Genomic DNA, 17,635 nt, shown 5'->3' with positions numbered 1-17,635 from the left:
CATGTCATTGGTCCCCGGATCCATCCGCCCCCGTCGGCTGCGGTCGACCCCGGCCCTGCGTCGCCTCGTCTCCGAGGTGCGCCTCCACCCCTCCGAACTCATCCTGCCGATGTTCGTCAAGGAGGGCCTGAGCGAACCGCTGCCGTTGGGCGGAATGCCCGGAGTCGTTCAGCACACGCTCGACTCCCTGCTCGAGGCCGCCCGGGAAGCGGTTGCGGCCGGAGTCGGCGGACTCATGCTCTTCGGCATCCCCGAACACAAGGATGAGATCGGCTCACAGGCCGACGACCCCGAGGGCATCCTCAACCGGGCCCTGTCGCTGCTGGCCCGCGAAGTCGGCGACGACACCGTGGTCATGGCGGACCTGTGCCTCGACGAATTCACCTCCCACGGCCACTGCGGAGTCCTCGATCAGGCCGGGGGAGTCGACAACGACGCCACACTCGATCGCTACGCTTCGATGGCACTGGCCCAGGCCCGCGCCGGAGCCGAAGTGCTCGGCCTCTCGGGGATGATGGACGGGCAGGTCGCCTACTGCCGGGAGGCCCTCGACGTCGCCGGATTCACCGACACCGTCGTCATGGGCTACACCGCGAAGTACGCCTCCGCCTTCTACGGTCCCTTCCGCGAAGCGGTGGACTCCGAACTCAAGGGCGACCGCAAGACCTACCAGCAGGATCCGGCGAATGGCCGCGAGGCGCTGCGCGAACTCGGCCTCGACCTCGCCGAAGGTGCCGATATCGTCATGGTCAAACCGGGACTGCCGTACCTCGACGTGCTCGCCGAGGTGGCTCAGGAATCCATCGTGCCCGTGTGGACCTACCAGGTGTCCGGGGAGTACGCGATGATCGAATTCGCAGCCGCCGCCGGAGCCATCGACCGGGAGAAGGCGATCGACGAATCCCTCATCGCCTTCAAACGCGCCGGCACCGACGCGATCCTCACCTACTGGGCCACCGAGGTCGCCCAGCGCCTCCAAGCCGACGCCGCAGGTCACACCTCGAGCCGCAGCGCAGTCGGGGGCCGGTGATGACCGAGCCTCGCTGGCTGTCCGCCGTCGACCAGAAAGCCTGGCGCAGCTACCTCAACGGCTCTCAGCTGCTCAGCGCACAGCTGGACAAGGAGCTGCGTGAGAGGCACGGCATCGGCCTGCCCGAGTACGAGATCCTCGTGCGACTGTCCGAACACGAGGACCGGACGATGCGGATGGCGCTGCTGGCCACAGACACCACCATGTCCCGGTCCCGGCTGACCCACAGCGTCGCCCGGATGGAGAAGCGCGGACTGCTCGAGCGCTCCGCCATCCCCGAGGACGGCCGCGGCGTCAACTGCGTGATGACCACAGCCGGGTGGCAGCTGCTCCAGGCCGCCGCCCCCGATCATGTCTCCGGAGTCCGCAGCCACCTCGTCGATCTCCTCGACCCTGAGGAGATGGAGACTCTGGGCCGGATCTTCACGAAAGTCTACGACCATATGACCGAAATCGACGGCGCCTGAGCCGTCCCCACGCGTATCCGACAACGTTCCCGGGACGAAACCCGACCCGCGAAGAATCAGAGGAGAACCATGACGACAGCAGAGACGAACGGTCACACCACCGATCGGTCCGCCGCCCTCTTCACCCGCGCCGAGGCGGTCATCCCCGGCGGAGTGAACTCCCCGGTCCGCGCGTTCAAGGCCGTCGGCGGCACCCCCCGTTTCATCACCGAGGCGACCGGCGCCTGGCTGCGCGACGCCGATGGCAACGACTACATCGACCTCATCGGATCCTGGGGTCCGATGATCATGGGCCATTCCCGTCCCGAGGTGGTCGCGGCCGTCCAGGAAGCCGCCGTCAAGGGGTTCTCCTTCGGCACCCCGTCGACCGGGGAGGTCGAACTCGCCGAGGAGATCGTCAACCGCATCGATCCCGTCGACCAGGTGCGCCTCGTGTCCTCGGGCACCGAGGCGACGATGTCGGCGATCCGCCTGGCCCGCGGATACACGGGACGGTCCAAGGTCGTGAAGTTCGCCGGCTGCTACCACGGTCACGTCGACTCCCTGCTGGCCCAGGCCGGCTCCGGACTGGCCACATTCTCCCTGCCCGACACCCCCGGAGTCACCGGAGCCCAGGCGCAGGACACGATCGTCGTCGACTACAACGATGCCGCCGGACTCGAAGCCGTGTTCGCCGAACACGGTGAGGACATCGCCTGCGTCATCACCGAAGCCAGCCCCGGCAATATGGGCGTCGTGCCTCCCCGCGACGGTTTCACGAACACCATCCGCCGCCTGACCAAGGCCCACGGTGCGCTGATGATCAGCGACGAAGTGATGACCGGCTTCCGCGTCTCGGCAGCCGGCTGGTACGGCTTCGAAGCCGAAACCTTCGGCTACCCCGAAGGCCCGGCCGACCTGTTCACCTTCGGCAAGGTCATGGGCGGCGGCTTCCCGGCGGCGGCCTTCGGAGGTCGCGCCGAGATCATGGCCCATCTCGCCCCCTCCGGCCCCGTCTACCAGGCAGGAACGCTCTCGGGCAATCCCGTGGCCACCGCCGCCGGGCTGGCCACGCTCAAGCTCACCACCGAACTCGATGTGTACTCGCATATCGGTCGCGCCGCGGACATTCTGCGCCCGGCAGTCGCTGCGAGCCTGGAGGCCGAAGGCGTCGCCCACGTCATCCAGTCCGCGAACTCGATGTTCTCCGTGTTCTTCACCGACACCGACGTGACGAACTACGAGCAGGCACGGGCCCAGAACGTCGACCGCTACACGGCGTTCTTCAACGCCATGCTCGACCAGGGCATCCACATGCCCCCGAGCGCATTCGAAGCCTGGTTCCTGTCCTACGCCCACACCGATGAGATCCTCGACCGGATCATCACCGCCCTGCCCGCAGCTGCCAAGGCTGCGGCCGCGGTGCCGGAGGCCGGAAAGACGCAGTCATGACCACCATCCACCTCGTCCGTCACGGCGAAGTCGACAACCCCGAAGGCATTCTCTACGGTCGTCTGCCGCATTTCGGTCTCACCGAGCGCGGGCATGAGATGGCGGCCCGTGTGGCCGAGCATTTCGCGTCGACGGCGAACCGGCCGGTCGAACTCGTCGCGTCACCGCTGCTGCGGACCCAGCAGACGATCGCGCCCCTGTCCGAGGCTCTCGGACTGCCGGTGTTCGACGACGATCGCGTCATCGAAGCGGCGAACTCCTTCGAGGGGCAGAAGGTGGGCGTGCGACGTCTGGCCGAACCGAAGAACTTCGTGCGCCTGTACAACCCGCTCACCCCGTCCTGGGGAGAGCCGTACAAGCAGATCGTGCTGCGCATGCGGGCCGCGATGGCCAGCCTGCGAGCCAAGCTCGACCTCCGCGGTCCGGACGCCGAGGGAGTCATCGTCTCCCACCAGCTGCCGATCTGGATGACCCGCCTGTCGGGGGAAGGGCGCTCGCTCGTCCACGACCCGCGCAGGCGCGAATGTGACCTGGCTTCTATCACCAGTTTCACATTCGATTCATCCACACTGGTGTCCGTGAGTTACGAGAGCATCTGCGCGGATCTGCAGCCGGGCACCGCGGTGGCGGGAGCATGAGTTTCGGTCGCCGCTCCCTCAATCGTCGGGCCCTCTTCACCTCCGCTGTCGCCGCCGGCACAGCCCTGGTCCTCAGCGCCTGCAGCGAGAACGATGAGCTGGCCGATCAGGCCGGATCCGACCAGGGCTATGTCTCCGGTTCGGGAGTCGTCTCGCAGGTGGCGGTCGAGGACCGCGGCGAACCTCTGGACCTGAGTTTCGAGACGCTCGACGGGAAGGCGGTGTCCCTGGCCGATCTGCGCCCGACCCCGGTCGTCATCAACCTCTGGTATGCGGCCTGTCCGCCGTGCCGGAAGGAAGCCCCCGACCTCAAGTCCGTGTCCGAGGAATTCGGGGACGAGGCACAGTTCATCGGCGTCAACGTCCGTGACCAGGACGCTGCGGCCAACGCGTTCATCCAGAACTACCAGGTGCCGTACCCGAACATGCTCGACACGAACGGTGAGATGGTCTCCCTGCTCTCCGGCGTCCTGCCCCCGCAGGCCACCCCCTCGACGGTCGTCCTCGATGCGAAGGGCCGGGCCGCGGCCAGAGTCGTCGGTGAAGTCGACGCATCGACACTCCAGGGACTCATCGAGGACGTGCTGGCCGAGTGAGTGGGATCGGGGCGGACTTCGCCCAGACCATTCTCTCGGGACCGCTGCTGCTGGCTGCCGGCGCGGCGGCCCTGGCCGGACTCGTCTCATTCGCTTCCCCGTGTGTGCTGCCCTTGGTGCCCGGCTACGTCGGGTACGTCACCGGACTCTCCGGATCCTCGCTGAAGGACAAACAGACGTGGCGAGTGGTCGTGGGCATCAGCCTGTTCGTCCTCGGCTTCACCGTCGTCTTCGTTCTGCTGGGAACCAGCTTCTCCGCTCTCGGAGCGCTGTTCTCCCAATGGCAGTCGATCATGCTCCGGATACTCGGCGTCATCGTCATCCTCGCCGGCTTCGTGTTCATGGGCGGTTTCGGTCTGCTCCAGAACGAGCATCGCATCCGCGCCCGACCGAGGGCTGGCCTCTGGGGCGCACCGGTGCTCGGAGCGACCTTCGCCCTCGGCTGGGCGCCCTGTGTGGGGCCGACCCTGTCGGCTGTGCTGAGCATGTCGGTGAGCTTCGGCGGTGACGGGACGATCTGGCGCGGAGCATTCCTCGCCTTCGTCTACTGCCTGGGTCTGGGCATCCCGTTCATCCTCCTGGCGCTGGCGATCCACAAGGGCGCCGGACGACTCGAATGGGTGCGGAGGCATCAGACCGCGATCGTGCGCGCCGGCGGCATCATGCTCATCATCCTCGGTGTGCTCATGGCCAGCGGCGTATGGAACATGTGGATGACCTCTCTGCAAGGTCTCATCAATGGATTCGAAGTGGTGATCTAGTGGCGGGCTCAACCGAAGGCTCGGAGAAGACGCAGCCGGAATCGGGCACGAAACCGACGCCGAAGCAAGGGAAGACACCTGCCGCGAAGTCGACCGTGACCCAGCCGCAGCTCGGTTTCCTCGGGATGTGCCGGTGGGCCTGGACCCAGCTGACGACGATGCGTGTGGCTCTGATCCTCCTGCTCGTCCTCGCTCTTGCCGCGATCCCCGGATCTCTGCTGCCGCAGCGCATCCAAGACCCGGGCCGTGTGAACACGTTCCTGGAGAACAACGGTGCCTGGGGGCAGTTCCTCGACACCATCCAGATGTTCGACGTGTACTCGTCCATCTGGTTCTCCGCGATCTACCTGCTGCTGATGGTCTCGCTCATCGGCTGCATCATCCCGCGGACGAAGCAGCACTGGAAGGCGATGCGCTCGTCCCCGCCCAAAGCACCGAGGCGGCTGTCCCGGATGCCCGGATACGCCGCCTTCGCCTCGGCGCAGGGCGGCGCGGAGACCCGCGACGACGCGGATGAGACGTTCCTCGACGCCGCCGAAGCCCGGTTGAAGAAGTCCGGGTACCGCATCAACCGACAGTCCGATCACATCGCCGCCGAACGCGGCTATCTGCGAGAGACCGGCAACCTCGTCTTCCATATCGCCCTGCTCATGGCGACCCTGACCATGGCGATCGGATCGCTGTTCGGCTACGAAGGTCAGCGCATCCTCGTCGAGGGTGAGACGTTCTCGAATTCGCTGGTCTCCTACGATTCCTTCGAACCCGGCTCCTACTACGATGCGGACAATCTGCCCGACTTCCGACTCAAACTCGATTCCTTCACCTCCACCTTCGACGATCAGGCGACGGGCAACCAGTTCGGTCAGCCGCGCAGCTTCGATGCGAAGGTGACGACGACGGCGGACGGGAACAGCGAATCGCACGTCCTCAAGGTCAACGAACCGGTGCGCGTGGGCGGCGTCGGCGTCTACCTCACCGGCAACGGCTACGCCCCCGAGGTGACCGTGCGCGATGCGAAGGGCGATATCGTCCATTCCGGTCCGCAGGTGTTCATCCCGGACGGAGGAGATCCCGGATATTCTTCCGAGGGCGTCATCAAGGTCCCGGATTCGGCCGGCACGCAGATGGGCTTCGTCGGGGTGTTCCTGCCCACCGCGGCCCAGAACCAGGACGGAGAGCTGATCTCGAGCTTCGCCGAACTGCGCAACCCCTACCTCGTGATGAGCGGCTACACCGGTGACCTCGGCCTCGATTCGGGCGTCCCGCAGTCCGTGTACTCCCTCGACGCCGAGAACATGACGGAGATGACCGATGACTCGGGCAATCCGCTCGTCATCCAGCTCGCCGAGGGGGAGACGCAGAAGCTGCCCGACGGCGGTTCGGTGACCTTCGACGGAGTGAAGAAGTACATCGCCGTCGACATCTCCCAGGACCCGACGCAGGCACTCATGCTCATCAGCGCGATTCTGGTCCTGGCGGGCCTCGGCCTGTCCCTGTTCGTGCCTCGCCGTCGCGTGTGGGTCCGGATCAGGAACGGCGACGCCGAGGTGGCCGCCCTGGCCCGCGGCGAGGATCCCATGGTCGAACGCGCCGTCGCAGACCTGGTGAAGAACCTGCGCGATCCGGAACCCGAAGACGGCGATGACGACGAAAGATGAACCCGAAGTACTACGCGGAGTAGAATAGCCGCGGAGTGCGTACCGTCTCCGGCTACTTCACGGAGTCGGGCGGGCGTACGGACAGTCAGACAGCATGCGATAGAAGAGCACTCTTGTGGTGCGGAGGATGAATGGACGTCAACACTGACCTCGCAATGTGGTCGAACCAGTTGGTCATCTCGGCGATGATCGTCTACGCGGTCGCCATGATCTTCTACGCCTTCGATCTCTTCGGCGCGCGTGAGCTCAAGTCGTCGGAGTCCGAGATCGCGAGCTCTGCCAAGGCCAGCACGGTGAGGCGGACGAACCGGAAGACGGCAACGACTGCGGTCCTCGACCGGCCCGACGACGATGACTCCGGGGCGGTGAAGTCGTCCCGGAAGAACAAGCACCGCGGAGCCCGCATCGGCACCTCACTGCTCGTGCTCGCCATGCTGCTGCACGTCGGCGGAGTGCTCACCCGTGCCCTGTCTGTCTCCCGTGTGCCGTGGGGCAACATGATGGAGTACGTCCTCACCGCCACCGCGATCACCGTCATCGTCTACCTCGTCGTGCTGACGAAGAAGGACGTGCGCTACCTGGGGACGTTCGTCTCGGGGGGAGTGCTGCTGTGCCTGGGTCTGGCGATCACCGTCTTCTACACCCCGGCCGCGAAGCTCATTCCGGCCCTGGACTCGTACTGGATCGCCATCCACGTGCCGATCGCGATCCTCTCGACGTCTCTGCTCTACATCTCTGCGATCCTCGCTGTCTTCCAGATCCTCAAGAGCGTGCACGAGACCAAGGATCCGAAGTGGCTGCGGTTCCTGCACCGTCTGCCTTCGAGCACCGACTTGGAGCGCACCTCGTACACGATCGCGGCCGTCGGCTTCATCACGTGGACCTTCACCCTCATCGCCGGCGCCATCTGGGCCGAGGTGGCCTGGAGCCGCTACTGGGGCTGGGACTCGAAGGAGATCTGGACGTTCGTCGTCTGGGTCATCTACGCCGCGTACCTGCACGCGCGTGCGACCCGCGGTTGGGGCCCGACGAAGGTGGCCGTGCTCAACCTCATCGGCATCGCCTCGGTCATCTTCAACTTCACCGTCGTCAACATGTACTTCAACGGCCTGCACTCGTACTCCGGCCTCGACTGACTCGTCAGGCCGCCTCCAGGCCGCTCGAACGTACCGCATCGGCAACCAGATCTGCTGACGGCCCAGTCCGAGTTGAATAGCCCAAGTTCAAATGTGTGCTATTCACCTCGAACTGGGCCGTCAGCGTACTGTACGCGTGGAGTGGCTGGCTGCGGCGGCGTCAGTCGTGATTCCAGCGAGGGGATTTCGCGGTTGGGCCGAATAGGTCTCGGCACCGACAGAAGCGCGGGCCGAAGACGGTTGTGGTCTTGTCTTCTCTGAACTCATCAGGTTCTTCGGTGGGCAGTTCAGAACAAGGTGTACCGATTCGTCGGATCGTGCCGTTGCAACGACGCCGCTGTGACCGTGCCGACGGTCGACATGTGACTGTGTGCCCCAACCGCGGCGAACGAGATCTGGCTCGAATGCCCCACCGCGGCGAACGAGATGTGGTTCAAACGCGTCCCCACCGCTGCGAACGGGACGTGGCCCAAGGGGCTCCAGAGTCGGCGACTGTGTGCTGACGCGTGCGGGGCAGGCTCAGTTGGAGCGGCCGCGGCCGTCTCCCTTGCTTCCCCGGTCATCGGTGTCGGCGGAGGAATCAGCGGGATCGCTGTCGTCATCCGACTTCTCGGAGTCTTCGCGCGGGGGCTCCTTCTCGTCGCCGTCCTGAGCCGGAGGCGCATGCTTGCCGAGTTTGAGCTCGCGATCGACCTGTCGCAGGTAGTCCGGGTCGTCATCGGGAGCGACCTGCCCGCGAGGGCGGGTACCGCGAGAGGGCTTGTCTTCCGAACCGCGTCCGAACAGGTACCAGAGGATGAACCCGAGGACGGGGATGAAGAGGATGATGAGCGCCCACGCGGGTTTGGGCAGGACTCGAATCAGACCCCGATCACGCAACAGGCAATCGAAGAGTCCGTACAGTGTCACCGCTGCCGCCAGGACGATCGCGGCAATGAGTAGTCGAGCCATGCATCAAGGATAGTCCACCAACCTGAACGCGGCCTCCAGCGGGCGGTGACAAGACTGTCACGATCGGAGGCTAAAATGAGGACAATGCGCACCTTCTGGCTCTACACACTCGCTCGCTTCGGCCTCATCATCGCCGTCGGCCTCGTCCTGTTCCCGTTCCTCGGCCTCAATCTGGTCATGGCAATCGCCGCAATCATCATCGGCGCACTGCTGAGCTACCTGTTCCTCGGAAAGCTCCGCGCTCGAGCGGCGACCGAGATCGAAACGAAGGTGGCCAAGCGGGCGTCCAAGCCCAAACGCGTCGGCGCCGATGAAGCGGCAGAGGATGAGATCGTCGAAGAGCGTCTCGGCGACGACCGCGACCAGCCCAAATGAGCTGAGGCCGCGGCCGAGGCGCTTCAGAGCGCCAGGCCGAGGCCCATCAGCCCGGCAAAGGCCAGCCCGGTCAGTCCCGTGGACTTGATCGGCGGGATCAGCCCTGGGCCCGTCGTGCCGCTGAGCACGGTCTTGAGCGGACTGAGCGCCGGGACGAGGGCGAGGATCGCCAGCGCCACAGCGGGATGACCGTCGAGGATCGCCAGCGCCAGCAGCGCGAACGGCAGCAGCACGAGCACTGCGTAGGTGATGCGTGCGGCATTGTCGCCCATCTTCACGGCCAGAGTGATCTTGTCCGCCTCGATGTCGGTAGGGATGTCGCGGAGGTTGTTGACCATGAGTACGGCAGATGCCAACGATCCGATCGCCACGGCGCCGGCCCAGCCGCTGAGGCTGAGATGGTCGACCTGCATCCACATCGTGCCCAGGGTCGCCACGAGGCCGAAGAACACGAACACGAAGACCTCGCCGAGACCCATATAGCCATAGGGCCGTCTGCCGCCCGTGTAGAACCAGGCGGCGGCGACGGCGGCGGCTCCGACGACGAGGAACCACCACGCCTGTGAGATGAGGATGAGCACGATGCCCGCGACTCCGGCCAGACCGAAGAAGATGAAGGCCGCGCGTTTGACGGCATGTGGTTCGGCCAGTCCGGTCGCCGTCAGCCGGACGGGTCCGACGCGTTCGTCATCGGTGCCGCGGATGCCGTCGGAATAGTCGTTGGCGTAGTTCGAACCGATCTGCAGACACAGTGACACGAGGAGGGCGAGGAAACCGCGCAGCAGGATCTGCCCGAAGCTGACATGGTCGTCAGTGCCGGAGATGTCGTCGAGGATGAACGCGGTGAATCCGCCGAGAGAACCGATCGCGGCGCCGGTTCCGATGAGGACAGGTGCGAGAGCCAGGGGCAGAGTTCGCAGTCGAGCTCCAGAAATCCACTGTGCGGCATCAGCCATAGGTCTCGCTCCCCTTCCTGTTGAGTTGTGGAGCCGTCTTATATTACCGGTTGTTCACCGGTATGGGTATTCGGTCCGGCCGTCATGAGATCGGCGGCGATCCGGGCCGCAGCGCTGCGATCGGGTTTGCCGATCGACCGGTGGGGGATCTCGGCGACCGGGAAGACGAGCTGCGGCAGCAGCTGCCCCGTCATCCCGTGGTCGAGGGCATTGAGTCGCTGTGCCGATTCTCGCGGATTCTCCGCTCCGGCTCCATTGTCGTCGGCGAGCCGAACAAGCGCGACGATCCGTTTTCCCCACTCCTCGTCGGGCACCCAGGTCACGAGCATCTCGGCTATTCCCGCCTTCTGCCAGCTCGGCAGCAGGCCGGTCTCCAGGGCATGAGGGGAGACGTTCGTGCCTCCGGAGACGATGATGTCATCGGCACGACCGAGCACACTGAGCACGCCGGAATCGATCCGGCCCAGATCGCTGGTGTGCATGGTCGGCCGTCCCGCCTCGTCGACGGTGAGGTCGGGGGAGACGATCGGGGCGATGGTCCGGTCGGCGCTGATCTCGACGTAGCCGTCGGCTACGACGGGTCCGGCCAGATCGATCGTTCCCGCCTCGGTGATGGTCACCTCGACCCCGTCGAAGGGGACCCCGTCATAGACGCAGCCGCCCGCGGTCTCGCTCATCCCGTAGGTTCGCACGATCGCCAGTCCCGCGGCTTCGGCGCGCTCGAGCAGCGACGGTGAGATCGCCGCCCCGCCGAGGAGGATGTGCGAGACCCGTCGCGCCGCCGCGGTGGCGCGGTCGTCCTCGAGGATCCGGTGGAGTTGAGTGGGCACGATGGACGTGTACGTGGGATGGTCGCCCGCCCGCTCCACCAGGTCGCCGACGTCTGTGGTGAAGGACTGGGCCGTGAACCTCGCCGAGGCGGCTCTGATCGGTGCTCGGCCGGCCAAGCGGGCGCGCAGCTCGACTTGGAAGCCGGCGATGTGGTTGACCGGCAGGCACAGGTGCCAGTCGCCGGGTCCGGAGAGGAACCGTTCGGTCGCCCGCGCCGAGGTGGTCAGTGCTCGGGCGGACAGAGCCACGGCCTTCGCCGTCCCCGTCGACCCGGAGGTGAAGAGGATGAGGGCCGGGGCGCGGCCGTGACCGGCCCACACATTTGGAGCCGCCTCGGTGACGGCACCATCCCGATCCGACGGGAGGATGAGGATCGATTCGCCGGCGAGCGCCCGATCGATGGCGTCGGGCAGCTCGTCGGGGCGCAGTTCGCGTGCAGTCATGCGTGGACCGGGCTCAGTAGTACCAGGGGAACGGTGACCAGTCGGGGTCGCGCTTTTCGAGGAACGAGTCGCGGCCTTCTACGGCTTCGTCGGTCATATAGCCCAAACGGGTGGCTTCGCCGGCGAAGACCTGCTGGCCCATGAGCCCGTCGTCGACGAGGTTGAAGGCGAACTTGAGCATGCGCTGCGCGTTCGGGGACTTGCCGAGGATCTCGCGTGCCATCTGCAGGGCAGCAGTTTCGAGTTCGGCGTGGTCGACGACCTCGTTGACGGCACCCATATCGGCCATCTCCTGCGCGGAATAGGTGCGGCCGAGGAAGAAGATCTCACGCGCCTTCTTCTGACCGACCATCTTCGCGAGATACGCGGAACCGTAGCCGGCGTCGTACGAGCCGACATCGGCATCGGTCTGCTTGAAGTTCGCATGCTGAGCCGAGGCGATGGTCATATCGCAGACGACGTGGAGGCTGTGCCCGCCGCCGGCGGCCCAACCGGGGACGACGGCGATGACGACCTTCGGCATGGTGCGGATGAGACGCTGGACCTCGAGGATGTGGAGCCGTCCGGCCTGCGCCGGGTCGACGCTCTCTCGGGTCTCACCGGAGGCGTACTGATAGCCGGAGCGGCCGCGGATGCGCTGGTCCCCGCCGGAGCAGAACGCCCAGCCGCCGTCCTTCTCGCTCGGGCCGTTGCCGGTGAGCAGGACGGCGCCGACGTCCGAGGTCTGGCGGGCATGGTCGAGGGCACGATAGAGCTCGTCGACCGTGTGCGGGCGAAAGGCGTTGCGGACCTCGGGGCGGTCGAAGGCGATGCGCACACAGCCGATGTCATCGCCGGTGGCGGGGTCGATGGCCCGGTGATAGGTGATATCGGTGAAGTCGAAGCCGGAGACTTCGCGCCAGGCCGTGGGGTCGAAGATGTCTGAAACCGTCATGGCCCCAAGCCTAGCGCTTGGCCCTTCCCGCACGGTCCCGGGTCGGCCGGTGAGCGTTAGTCTGGGGGCATGGCCGATACTGCGCGACCGCACCCCGGTGCACATGCCCCTGAACCCGTCGCTTCCGCACCGCTCGATCTGCCCGAACGCTTCGCTGAGGTCATCGAGGATCTGCATGTGGTGCGGCTGCCGATGGTCACCCGTTTCCGGGGGATCACCGAGCGGGAAGCGGCGCTCTTCTCCGGCCCTGCAGGGTGGTCGGAGTTCTCCCCGTTCGTCGAATACGACATCGAGGAGGCCAGCCGGTGGCTGCGCGCCTCCCTCGAATTCTCCGGGCTGATCCCGCAGCACACCGCCCTCGCCGAGGCGGCCGACTCCACAGACCCCGTGCGCGGTTCCGTTCCGGCCCCGGACGGGAGCGGTGAAACCGTCGCCGTCAACGGCACACTGCCCGCCTGCCCGCCGGATCAGGTCGAATCGATCCTGTCCCGCTACGGTCGGGTCGGCACCGTCAAGGCGAAGGTCGCCGAACACGGCCTCGCCTCCCTTGACGATGACCTGGCGCGGCTGCGGGAGTTCCGCAGGCTCTTCCCGGACACGACTCTGCGGCTGGACGCGAATGCCGGATACACGTTGACCGAAGCAGTCGATGTGTGTGAGGCATTCGCCGATTTCGATCTCCAATACTTCGAACAGCCCGTGCCCGGCGTCGAGCAGCTCGCAGAGCTGCGCGAAGAACTCGCTCGGAGAGGGCTGCCGATCGTGATCGCCGCCGACGAATCGATCCGCAAGGCCGAGGATCCGCTGCGCGTGGCCGAGCTCGGCGCCGCCGAGGTCATCATCGTCAAGGTCCAGCCCCTGGGTGGAGTCGGTGCGGCCCTCGACGTCATCGGCGCCTCGGGCCTGCCGGCCGTCGTGTCCTCGGCTCTCGAGTCCTCCGTCGGCCTGGCCGCCGGAGCCGAACTCGCCGCCGGGCTGCCGCACACCGACCGCAGCCGGGACATCCTCGGTGATCGGGTGGCCTGCGGTCTGGGCACCGGCCGACTCTTCACCGCCGATGTCGTCGCCGAGGACGAGGCCCTGACTCCGGTCGACGGGGCCATCCCGGTGACGCGAATCGTCCCGGACCCTGACCGCCTGCAGCAGCTGGCGGTGGATCCGGGACGATTCGCATGGTGGGCCGACCGGCTCCAGGACTGCTGGAGCGCCCTGCGCAGCTGCGGCGATTCTGCCTGAACCGACCCGCGGGTGAACCGAGTCAGCCGGCTTTCTTCACGGACTCGACGAAAGCGTCAGCGGCATTCGTCACGGTCGCTTCTTCGACATCAGCGACATTGGTCACAGCGACAAGGTTGTTGTCGACACGTGCGGCAACATAGCGAATCTCGGTGGCGGTCTGTCCTCCGGTTTCGACTGAGGCGACGATTCCGGCGGTCTCATCGGCTCCGGCCACATCGGGGTCAGAAGCTTTCATCTTCACCTGCATTTCGAGGCCAGCGGTCGTCAACTTCACATCGCTGCACTCTTCGGCGACATTCTCAGTGCCGTCGAGCTGCGTCTGAGCATCGTCGACGCTGTCGAAGCTGGAGAGGCCCGCAGACAGGACGTTGTCGCTTGAGGCTCCAGTCACACTCGTGCCGCCCTGGACGAGCTTCGAATCGATCAGGTTGAGAGTGATGTCCCTGCACTTGGCAGGCTCGAACTCCGAACCCTCCAGGGCCTTGGCCATTTCGCCAGTGGCGCCGCCGTTCTTGAACGACTGACCGTCAGCCTGAGTCGATTCGAAGATCTCCTTGAGCTGGGCTTCGTCCAGCTTCTCGGCTTCCGGCTGCGCTTCGGCTGCCGACGAGGATCCGCCGTCCGTGTCCGTACTCTGGTCCGGCTCGTCTCCTCCGCCAGTGCAGCCAGCGAGGGAGAGTCCGGCGACGAGAGCGATGGCTGGGAGAATGCGTTGCATTGTGTGCCTCTCTGGTCAGCGTTCTGAGGAATCAGCGGCCGACGATTCGCGACCGCTCTCAATATAGACGCCAGCGGGCGCTTGCGTCGTTTCTCCGGGTAATTGATCCGGATCATCAGCTGTGTACAGCCCTTCGTCTACCGCCGCCTTACCGTCGGCCTCGGCCGCAGCTGTGTGTCGGCGATCGGCCGCCGCCCTGTCGACCTCATCCGAGCTGTGCCTGCGGTTTTCTGCCGCATCCACCGGCGCCGAGGAGATCCTCACCGCGGTCACTTCGTCCTGTCCCAGCGCGGTGAAGTGCGCAGTGCGCTTCCCGGGGATGATCGGATCGTGCATGGCCGCGGCCAGCCGACCGGTGAACGTCAGCCGCCCCTTCTTGTCCGCCTTCTGCTGGTAGGCGTTGTCTCCGCCGGGCCCGGACACACTGATGTCGTAGCGTCGGCCGGGATCGAAGAGCGCTGGAGTGCGTACACGGAAGCTGCCGGTGCCGGTCAGGGAGAAACCGGCGGCACTGACGGCGTCGAAGCGCACGACCTGCCCGCGACGACGGGAGATCTCCACCCGCCAACCGTGGATGTCGAAGAGGGCATGACCGCTGAGATAGGTGAATTGTCCGCCATCGGCCACGCGATCGGTCCGGTCACGGTCCGAACTCGCATAGTCGCGTCGTTTGGCGAGCGTCTTCAGCCACGCTCCGAGTTCCCGTTCCCAGCTCGGCCAGTTGTGGAGACCGCTGGTGCGCGGAAACCAGGAATGGCGGATGCCGAGGGCGTTGAGACGGGCGGAGAAGCGCTCGCCCTGAGAGCTGATCATCGACTCCAGCAGGTCGCGATCCTTCGCCCCTTCGAGGCTGCCGGATCCGGCGCTGAACCACAGATCGAGACCGCGGAGATTCTCGGCCAGAGCATAGGGGGAATTCGCCAGCCATTCGCTGCGGTCGAGGCCGGGATCACCGAACAGGCTCAGCGACCGGGCGCCTTCGCGCATCGCGATGATGTCGAAGGCCGGAACGGTCGACAGCGGATCCAGGGGAGAGGAGAACGCGGCGACCGAACCGTACCGGTCCGGATGCCAGGCCGCGTACTTCATCGCCCCGTAACCGCCCATCGACAGTCCCGCCAGCAGCTGGCTGCCCGGTGCCCAGTCGACGGAGAAGTTCGCTGTGAGAAAGGCCGGGATCTCCTCGGTGTGGAAGCGCGGCCAGTCGTGGACCTCGCTGCCGACGGCCAGTCGCGAATACGTCCCGGCCCCGCCGTCGGGCATGACGACGAGGTACGGCGAGTCGAGGGTGAGCTCCTCGGCGGATCCGAAATCCGTCCATGACCGGAAATCGTCGCCGCCCCCGTGGAAGAGGCAGATGACGGGGCTGACCTCGGCGGGAACACCCGGCAGCAGCACACGCACCCCGACGGTGCGGCCGAGTGCGGGGGAGTAGAGGAAGAATTCGCGCAGCCTCGGTGAGAGTTTCCGTTTGTCACGGATATGCCAGGTCCGGGCGTCCTTCCCGCGGGGTTCGGGGCCGAGGAAGGAGGTGTTCTGGTCGCGGGCGGGGTAGCGTCCGCGCTGGGAGCGAGCCGCGGTCAGGGTGCGGATGGCTCGTGCTCCCATCGCGATGATCAACGAGCGGCGCATTTCTCGAGGCTAGAGGGCAGAGATGAACCACAGGTGGTCAAGTGGTTGAATATCAGGTGATGTCGAATTCGAGCGCGGTGGCGCAGCAGATTGCCCGAAGCCTGGTCCTGACCGGGGTCAGTGACGTCGTCTTTGCCCCTGGTTCGCGGTCCGCTCCCTTGGTCTACGCGGTGGCCCCTCTCGCCGAGGCGGGGCTGATCCGCACTCATGTGCGCGTCGATGAGCGCGATGCCGCCTTCCTCGCCCTCGGCCTGGCTCGCGGTCTGCGTGCCCGCGGCAGCGAGTCCGTCGTGGCGGTCGTGACGACATCCGGATCGGCCGTGGCCAATCTCCATCCCGCCGTCCTCGAAGCCGCGTACGGTCACCTGCCGCTGCTCGCGCTCACCGCGGATCGTCCTGCCCGGCTGCGGGCGACCGGAGCCAACCAGACCATCGATGATCAGTCGCAGGTGCTCTCGGATGTTCGTGCCCGTTTCGACATTCCCGCAGGCGACACCGCCGAAGCGGTCGGCCGTGCGGTGGCCGGGGCCGTGACCGCGGCCTCGGGGCGAATCGGAGGCACCCTCGCCGAGGCGGCCGGCCCCGTCCAGTTCAATGTGCAGTTCGACACCCCGCTCGTCCCCACCGAAGACGAGTTGAGGTCGTGGTCGGAGGAGATCGGCGAGTTGATCGAGACCGGTACGGCGGGTGATGGGCGGCGTTCTGCACAGATCGCGCCGGACTCTGCAGCACCCGGACCGCGTGCGAGCGTCGGTGTGACCATCACCGATGGGACGGTCATCGTCGCCGGAGACGCCGGCGGCCATCCGGCCGAGTCCCTGCGGACGCTGGCCGCCGACCATCACCTTCCGATGCTCGCCGAACCCTCGAGCACGCTGGCGTGGACGTCGACACACTCGGCCGGCAGGGCAGCCGAACCTTCACCCTCGGTGCCTGCTCATGCCCGCGTGCTCGGCGACCGCACCGAGCTGCGCGAGGCGATCCGCACCGTCATCGTCCACGGCAAACCGACCCTGACCAGATCCGTCGCCGCCCTGCTCGCCGACGAATCGGTGGATGTGCAGCGGGTGCCCGACGACATCGACGCGGCTGACCTGACCGTCACGGATGAGACGACCGTCAACTCGACGGCCGCAGGAGAGGCACAGAGCAGCGCCGCCTCGGGACCGACCTGGGCGCGCGCGTGGATCGAAGCCGGGACGTCCCTGGTTGCAGCTGCTCGGGCAGACCGGTCCGCGGAACCGGAAACCACCGGATCCTCAGGCCCCGCCTCGGCGAGGGAATTCCAGTCGACCGCACGGGCGATCACCGAGCATCTGGCGGCACAGGACATCACCCTGTTCGTGGCGAGTTCGAACTCGGTGCGCTACCTCAGCGACGCCACCGACATCCGCGCCCGCATCCACGCCTCGCGTGGGCTGGCCGGAATCGACGGACTGGTCTCCACCGCCACGGGGCTGTCCCTGGGGCTGGGCGAACCAGTGGTCCTGCTCATCGGCGATATTGCCATGCTCCACGACATCGGCGGACTCCTCACCCCGAGTGCCGAAGATGCCGGGAACGTGACGATCGTAGTGCTCAATGACGACGGGGGAGCGATCTTCTCCGGACTCGAACATTCCCAGTCCCACCTCGAAGGCTTCTTGGAACGGTATTTCACGGTCCCGCACGGACGCGGATTCGAGGACCTCGCCGCCGCCTACGGCTGGGACCATGTGCAGGTCACCGGCGCGGAGGAATTCGAAGCGACTCTCGGCATGCTCGACGGAGAGCGGAACACAGGCACGAGCGCCCGCCGCATCATCGAGGTGACCGCGTCGCACTGAGCTTCGGAACTGT

The 17,635-nt window shown here is 66.3% G+C and carries 17 protein-coding genes; 11 read left to right on the top strand and 6 right to left on the bottom strand.

The genetic code is table 11. From position 1 onward, the window contains the following. Position 1 precedes the first annotated feature (1 nt). The 8 genes from hemB (at position 2) to ccsB (ending at position 7,717) form a co-directional block, all read left to right on the top strand. Positions 2 to 1,030, top strand: coding sequence for a porphobilinogen synthase (gene hemB, locus GUY37_RS13640; RefSeq protein WP_166826576.1), 1,029 nt, complete (start codon positions 2 to 4; stop codon positions 1,028 to 1,030). Further along, a complete protein-coding gene (locus GUY37_RS13635) occupies positions 1,030 to 1,497 on the top strand; it encodes a MarR family winged helix-turn-helix transcriptional regulator (protein WP_166826573.1) in 468 nt (155 codons plus the stop codon). Before hemB ends, GUY37_RS13635 begins: the two co-directional genes overlap by 1 nt. Positions 1,498 to 1,566: 69 nt before the next feature. Next, positions 1,567 to 2,928, top strand: a complete 1,362-nt coding sequence (hemL, locus tag GUY37_RS13630; RefSeq protein ID WP_166826570.1) for a glutamate-1-semialdehyde 2,1-aminomutase — start codon at positions 1,567 to 1,569, stop codon at positions 2,926 to 2,928. Further along, entirely contained in the window at positions 2,925 to 3,566 is a 642-nt protein-coding gene (locus GUY37_RS13625; protein ID WP_166826567.1) for a histidine phosphatase family protein, read from the top strand. Before hemL ends, GUY37_RS13625 begins: the two co-directional genes overlap by 4 nt. Further along, positions 3,563 to 4,162, top strand: coding sequence for a TlpA family protein disulfide reductase (locus GUY37_RS13620; protein WP_166826564.1), 600 nt, complete (start codon positions 3,563 to 3,565; stop codon positions 4,160 to 4,162). The genes GUY37_RS13625 and GUY37_RS13620 overlap by 4 nt, the downstream gene beginning before the upstream one ends. Before the next feature lie 5 nt (positions 4,163 to 4,167). After that, positions 4,168 to 4,923: a cytochrome c biogenesis CcdA family protein gene (locus tag GUY37_RS13615; protein ID WP_166829790.1), complete on the top strand. Its 756-nt coding sequence runs from the start codon at positions 4,168 to 4,170 to the stop codon at positions 4,921 to 4,923. Next, positions 4,923 to 6,581, top strand: a complete 1,659-nt coding sequence (gene resB / locus GUY37_RS13610; protein ID WP_228278188.1) for a cytochrome c biogenesis protein ResB — start codon at positions 4,923 to 4,925, stop codon at positions 6,579 to 6,581. The genes GUY37_RS13615 and resB overlap by 1 nt, the downstream gene beginning before the upstream one ends. A 131-nt stretch (positions 6,582 to 6,712) precedes the next feature. Beyond that, positions 6,713 to 7,717 (top strand): c-type cytochrome biogenesis protein CcsB, encoded by a 1,005-nt coding sequence (gene ccsB / locus GUY37_RS13605; RefSeq protein ID WP_166826561.1) that lies wholly within the window; start codon positions 6,713 to 6,715, stop codon positions 7,715 to 7,717. A 519-nt stretch (positions 7,718 to 8,236) separates the two neighbouring features. On the opposite strand, the gene GUY37_RS13600 is transcribed toward ccsB, so the two are convergent. After that, a complete protein-coding gene (locus tag GUY37_RS13600) occupies positions 8,237 to 8,668 on the bottom strand; it encodes a PLD nuclease N-terminal domain-containing protein (RefSeq protein WP_166826558.1) in 432 nt (143 codons plus the stop codon). A gap of 84 nt (positions 8,669 to 8,752) precedes the next feature. Here GUY37_RS13600 and GUY37_RS13595 point away from each other — a divergent pair, with 84 nt between their 5' ends. Beyond that, positions 8,753 to 9,043: a DUF4229 domain-containing protein gene (locus GUY37_RS13595; RefSeq protein WP_152348485.1), complete on the top strand. Its 291-nt coding sequence runs from the start codon at positions 8,753 to 8,755 to the stop codon at positions 9,041 to 9,043. 23 nt (positions 9,044 to 9,066) lie between these two features. Here GUY37_RS13595 and GUY37_RS13590 read toward each other — a convergent pair whose 3' ends face one another. Genes GUY37_RS13590 through GUY37_RS13580 form a run of 3 tightly spaced genes read right to left on the bottom strand, consistent with a single transcriptional unit; the run spans position 9,067 to position 12,207 of the window. Beyond that, positions 9,067 to 9,999, bottom strand: coding sequence for a 1,4-dihydroxy-2-naphthoate polyprenyltransferase (locus GUY37_RS13590; protein ID WP_166826555.1), 933 nt, complete (start codon positions 9,997 to 9,999; stop codon positions 9,067 to 9,069). A gap of 38 nt (positions 10,000 to 10,037) precedes the next feature. Then, complete coding sequence (locus GUY37_RS13585; protein WP_166826553.1) at positions 10,038 to 11,273, bottom strand: AMP-binding protein; 1,236 nt, start codon at positions 11,271 to 11,273, stop codon at positions 10,038 to 10,040. 13 nt (positions 11,274 to 11,286) lie between these two features. Further along, positions 11,287 to 12,207, bottom strand: coding sequence for a 1,4-dihydroxy-2-naphthoyl-CoA synthase (locus tag GUY37_RS13580; protein WP_166826550.1), 921 nt, complete (start codon positions 12,205 to 12,207; stop codon positions 11,287 to 11,289). A gap of 69 nt (positions 12,208 to 12,276) precedes the next feature. Between GUY37_RS13580 and GUY37_RS13575 the strand changes: the two genes are divergently transcribed. After that, complete coding sequence (locus tag GUY37_RS13575) at positions 12,277 to 13,443, top strand: o-succinylbenzoate synthase (RefSeq protein ID WP_166826548.1); 1,167 nt, start codon at positions 12,277 to 12,279, stop codon at positions 13,441 to 13,443. Positions 13,444 to 13,465: 22 nt separating this feature from the next. Here the strand turns inward: GUY37_RS13575 and GUY37_RS13570 are convergent, their stop codons facing one another. Together GUY37_RS13570 and GUY37_RS13565 are read right to left on the bottom strand one after the other, a co-directional pair. Beyond that, positions 13,466 to 14,164: a hypothetical protein gene (locus GUY37_RS13570; protein WP_166826545.1), complete on the bottom strand. Its 699-nt coding sequence runs from the start codon at positions 14,162 to 14,164 to the stop codon at positions 13,466 to 13,468. A gap of 15 nt (positions 14,165 to 14,179) precedes the next feature. After that, entirely contained in the window at positions 14,180 to 15,796 is a 1,617-nt protein-coding gene (locus GUY37_RS13565; protein ID WP_228278187.1) for an alpha/beta hydrolase, read from the bottom strand. A 59-nt stretch (positions 15,797 to 15,855) separates the two neighbouring features. Between GUY37_RS13565 and menD the strand changes: the two genes are divergently transcribed. Beyond that, positions 15,856 to 17,622 (top strand): 2-succinyl-5-enolpyruvyl-6-hydroxy-3-cyclohexene-1-carboxylic-acid synthase, encoded by a 1,767-nt coding sequence (gene menD / locus GUY37_RS13560; protein WP_228278186.1) that lies wholly within the window; start codon positions 15,856 to 15,858, stop codon positions 17,620 to 17,622. Positions 17,623 to 17,635: the final 13 nt, after the last annotated feature.

Origin of the sequence: Brevibacterium limosum (genome assembly GCF_011617705.1) — a bacterium.
In the GTDB taxonomy this organism is placed as follows: Bacteria; Actinomycetota; Actinomycetes; order Actinomycetales; family Brevibacteriaceae; genus Brevibacterium; species Brevibacterium limosum.
Note: the sequence above shows the minus strand (reverse complement) of the source record. Positions and strands in the feature narration are given on the sequence as shown.

Excerpts from the sequence above, each read along its gene's own strand:
- hemB (WP_166826576.1), top strand. The coding sequence starts at position 2 with ATGTCATTGGTCCCCGGATCCATCCGCCCCCGTCGGCTGCGGTCGACC.
- GUY37_RS13635 (WP_166826573.1), top strand. The coding sequence starts at position 1,030 with ATGACCGAGCCTCGCTGGCTGTCCGCCGTCGACCAGAAAGCCTGGCGC.
- hemL (WP_166826570.1), top strand. The coding sequence starts at position 1,567 with ATGACGACAGCAGAGACGAACGGTCACACCACCGATCGGTCCGCCGCC.
- GUY37_RS13625 (WP_166826567.1), top strand. The coding sequence starts at position 2,925 with ATGACCACCATCCACCTCGTCCGTCACGGCGAAGTCGACAACCCCGAA.
- GUY37_RS13620 (WP_166826564.1), top strand. The coding sequence starts at position 3,563 with ATGAGTTTCGGTCGCCGCTCCCTCAATCGTCGGGCCCTCTTCACCTCC.
- ccsB (WP_166826561.1), top strand. The coding sequence starts at position 6,713 with ATGGACGTCAACACTGACCTCGCAATGTGGTCGAACCAGTTGGTCATC.
- GUY37_RS13600 (WP_166826558.1), bottom strand. The coding sequence starts at position 8,668 with ATGGCTCGACTACTCATTGCCGCGATCGTCCTGGCGGCAGCGGTGACA.
- GUY37_RS13595 (WP_152348485.1), top strand. The coding sequence starts at position 8,753 with ATGCGCACCTTCTGGCTCTACACACTCGCTCGCTTCGGCCTCATCATC.
- GUY37_RS13590 (WP_166826555.1), bottom strand. The coding sequence starts at position 9,999 with ATGGCTGATGCCGCACAGTGGATTTCTGGAGCTCGACTGCGAACTCTG.
- GUY37_RS13585 (WP_166826553.1), bottom strand. The coding sequence starts at position 11,273 with ATGACTGCACGCGAACTGCGCCCCGACGAGCTGCCCGACGCCATCGAT.
- GUY37_RS13580 (WP_166826550.1), bottom strand. The coding sequence starts at position 12,207 with ATGACGGTTTCAGACATCTTCGACCCCACGGCCTGGCGCGAAGTCTCC.
- GUY37_RS13575 (WP_166826548.1), top strand. The coding sequence starts at position 12,277 with ATGGCCGATACTGCGCGACCGCACCCCGGTGCACATGCCCCTGAACCC.
- GUY37_RS13570 (WP_166826545.1), bottom strand. The coding sequence starts at position 14,164 with ATGCAACGCATTCTCCCAGCCATCGCTCTCGTCGCCGGACTCTCCCTC.
- GUY37_RS13565 (WP_228278187.1), bottom strand. The coding sequence starts at position 15,796 with ATGCGCCGCTCGTTGATCATCGCGATGGGAGCACGAGCCATCCGCACC.
- menD (WP_228278186.1), top strand. The coding sequence starts at position 15,856 with ATGTCGAATTCGAGCGCGGTGGCGCAGCAGATTGCCCGAAGCCTGGTC.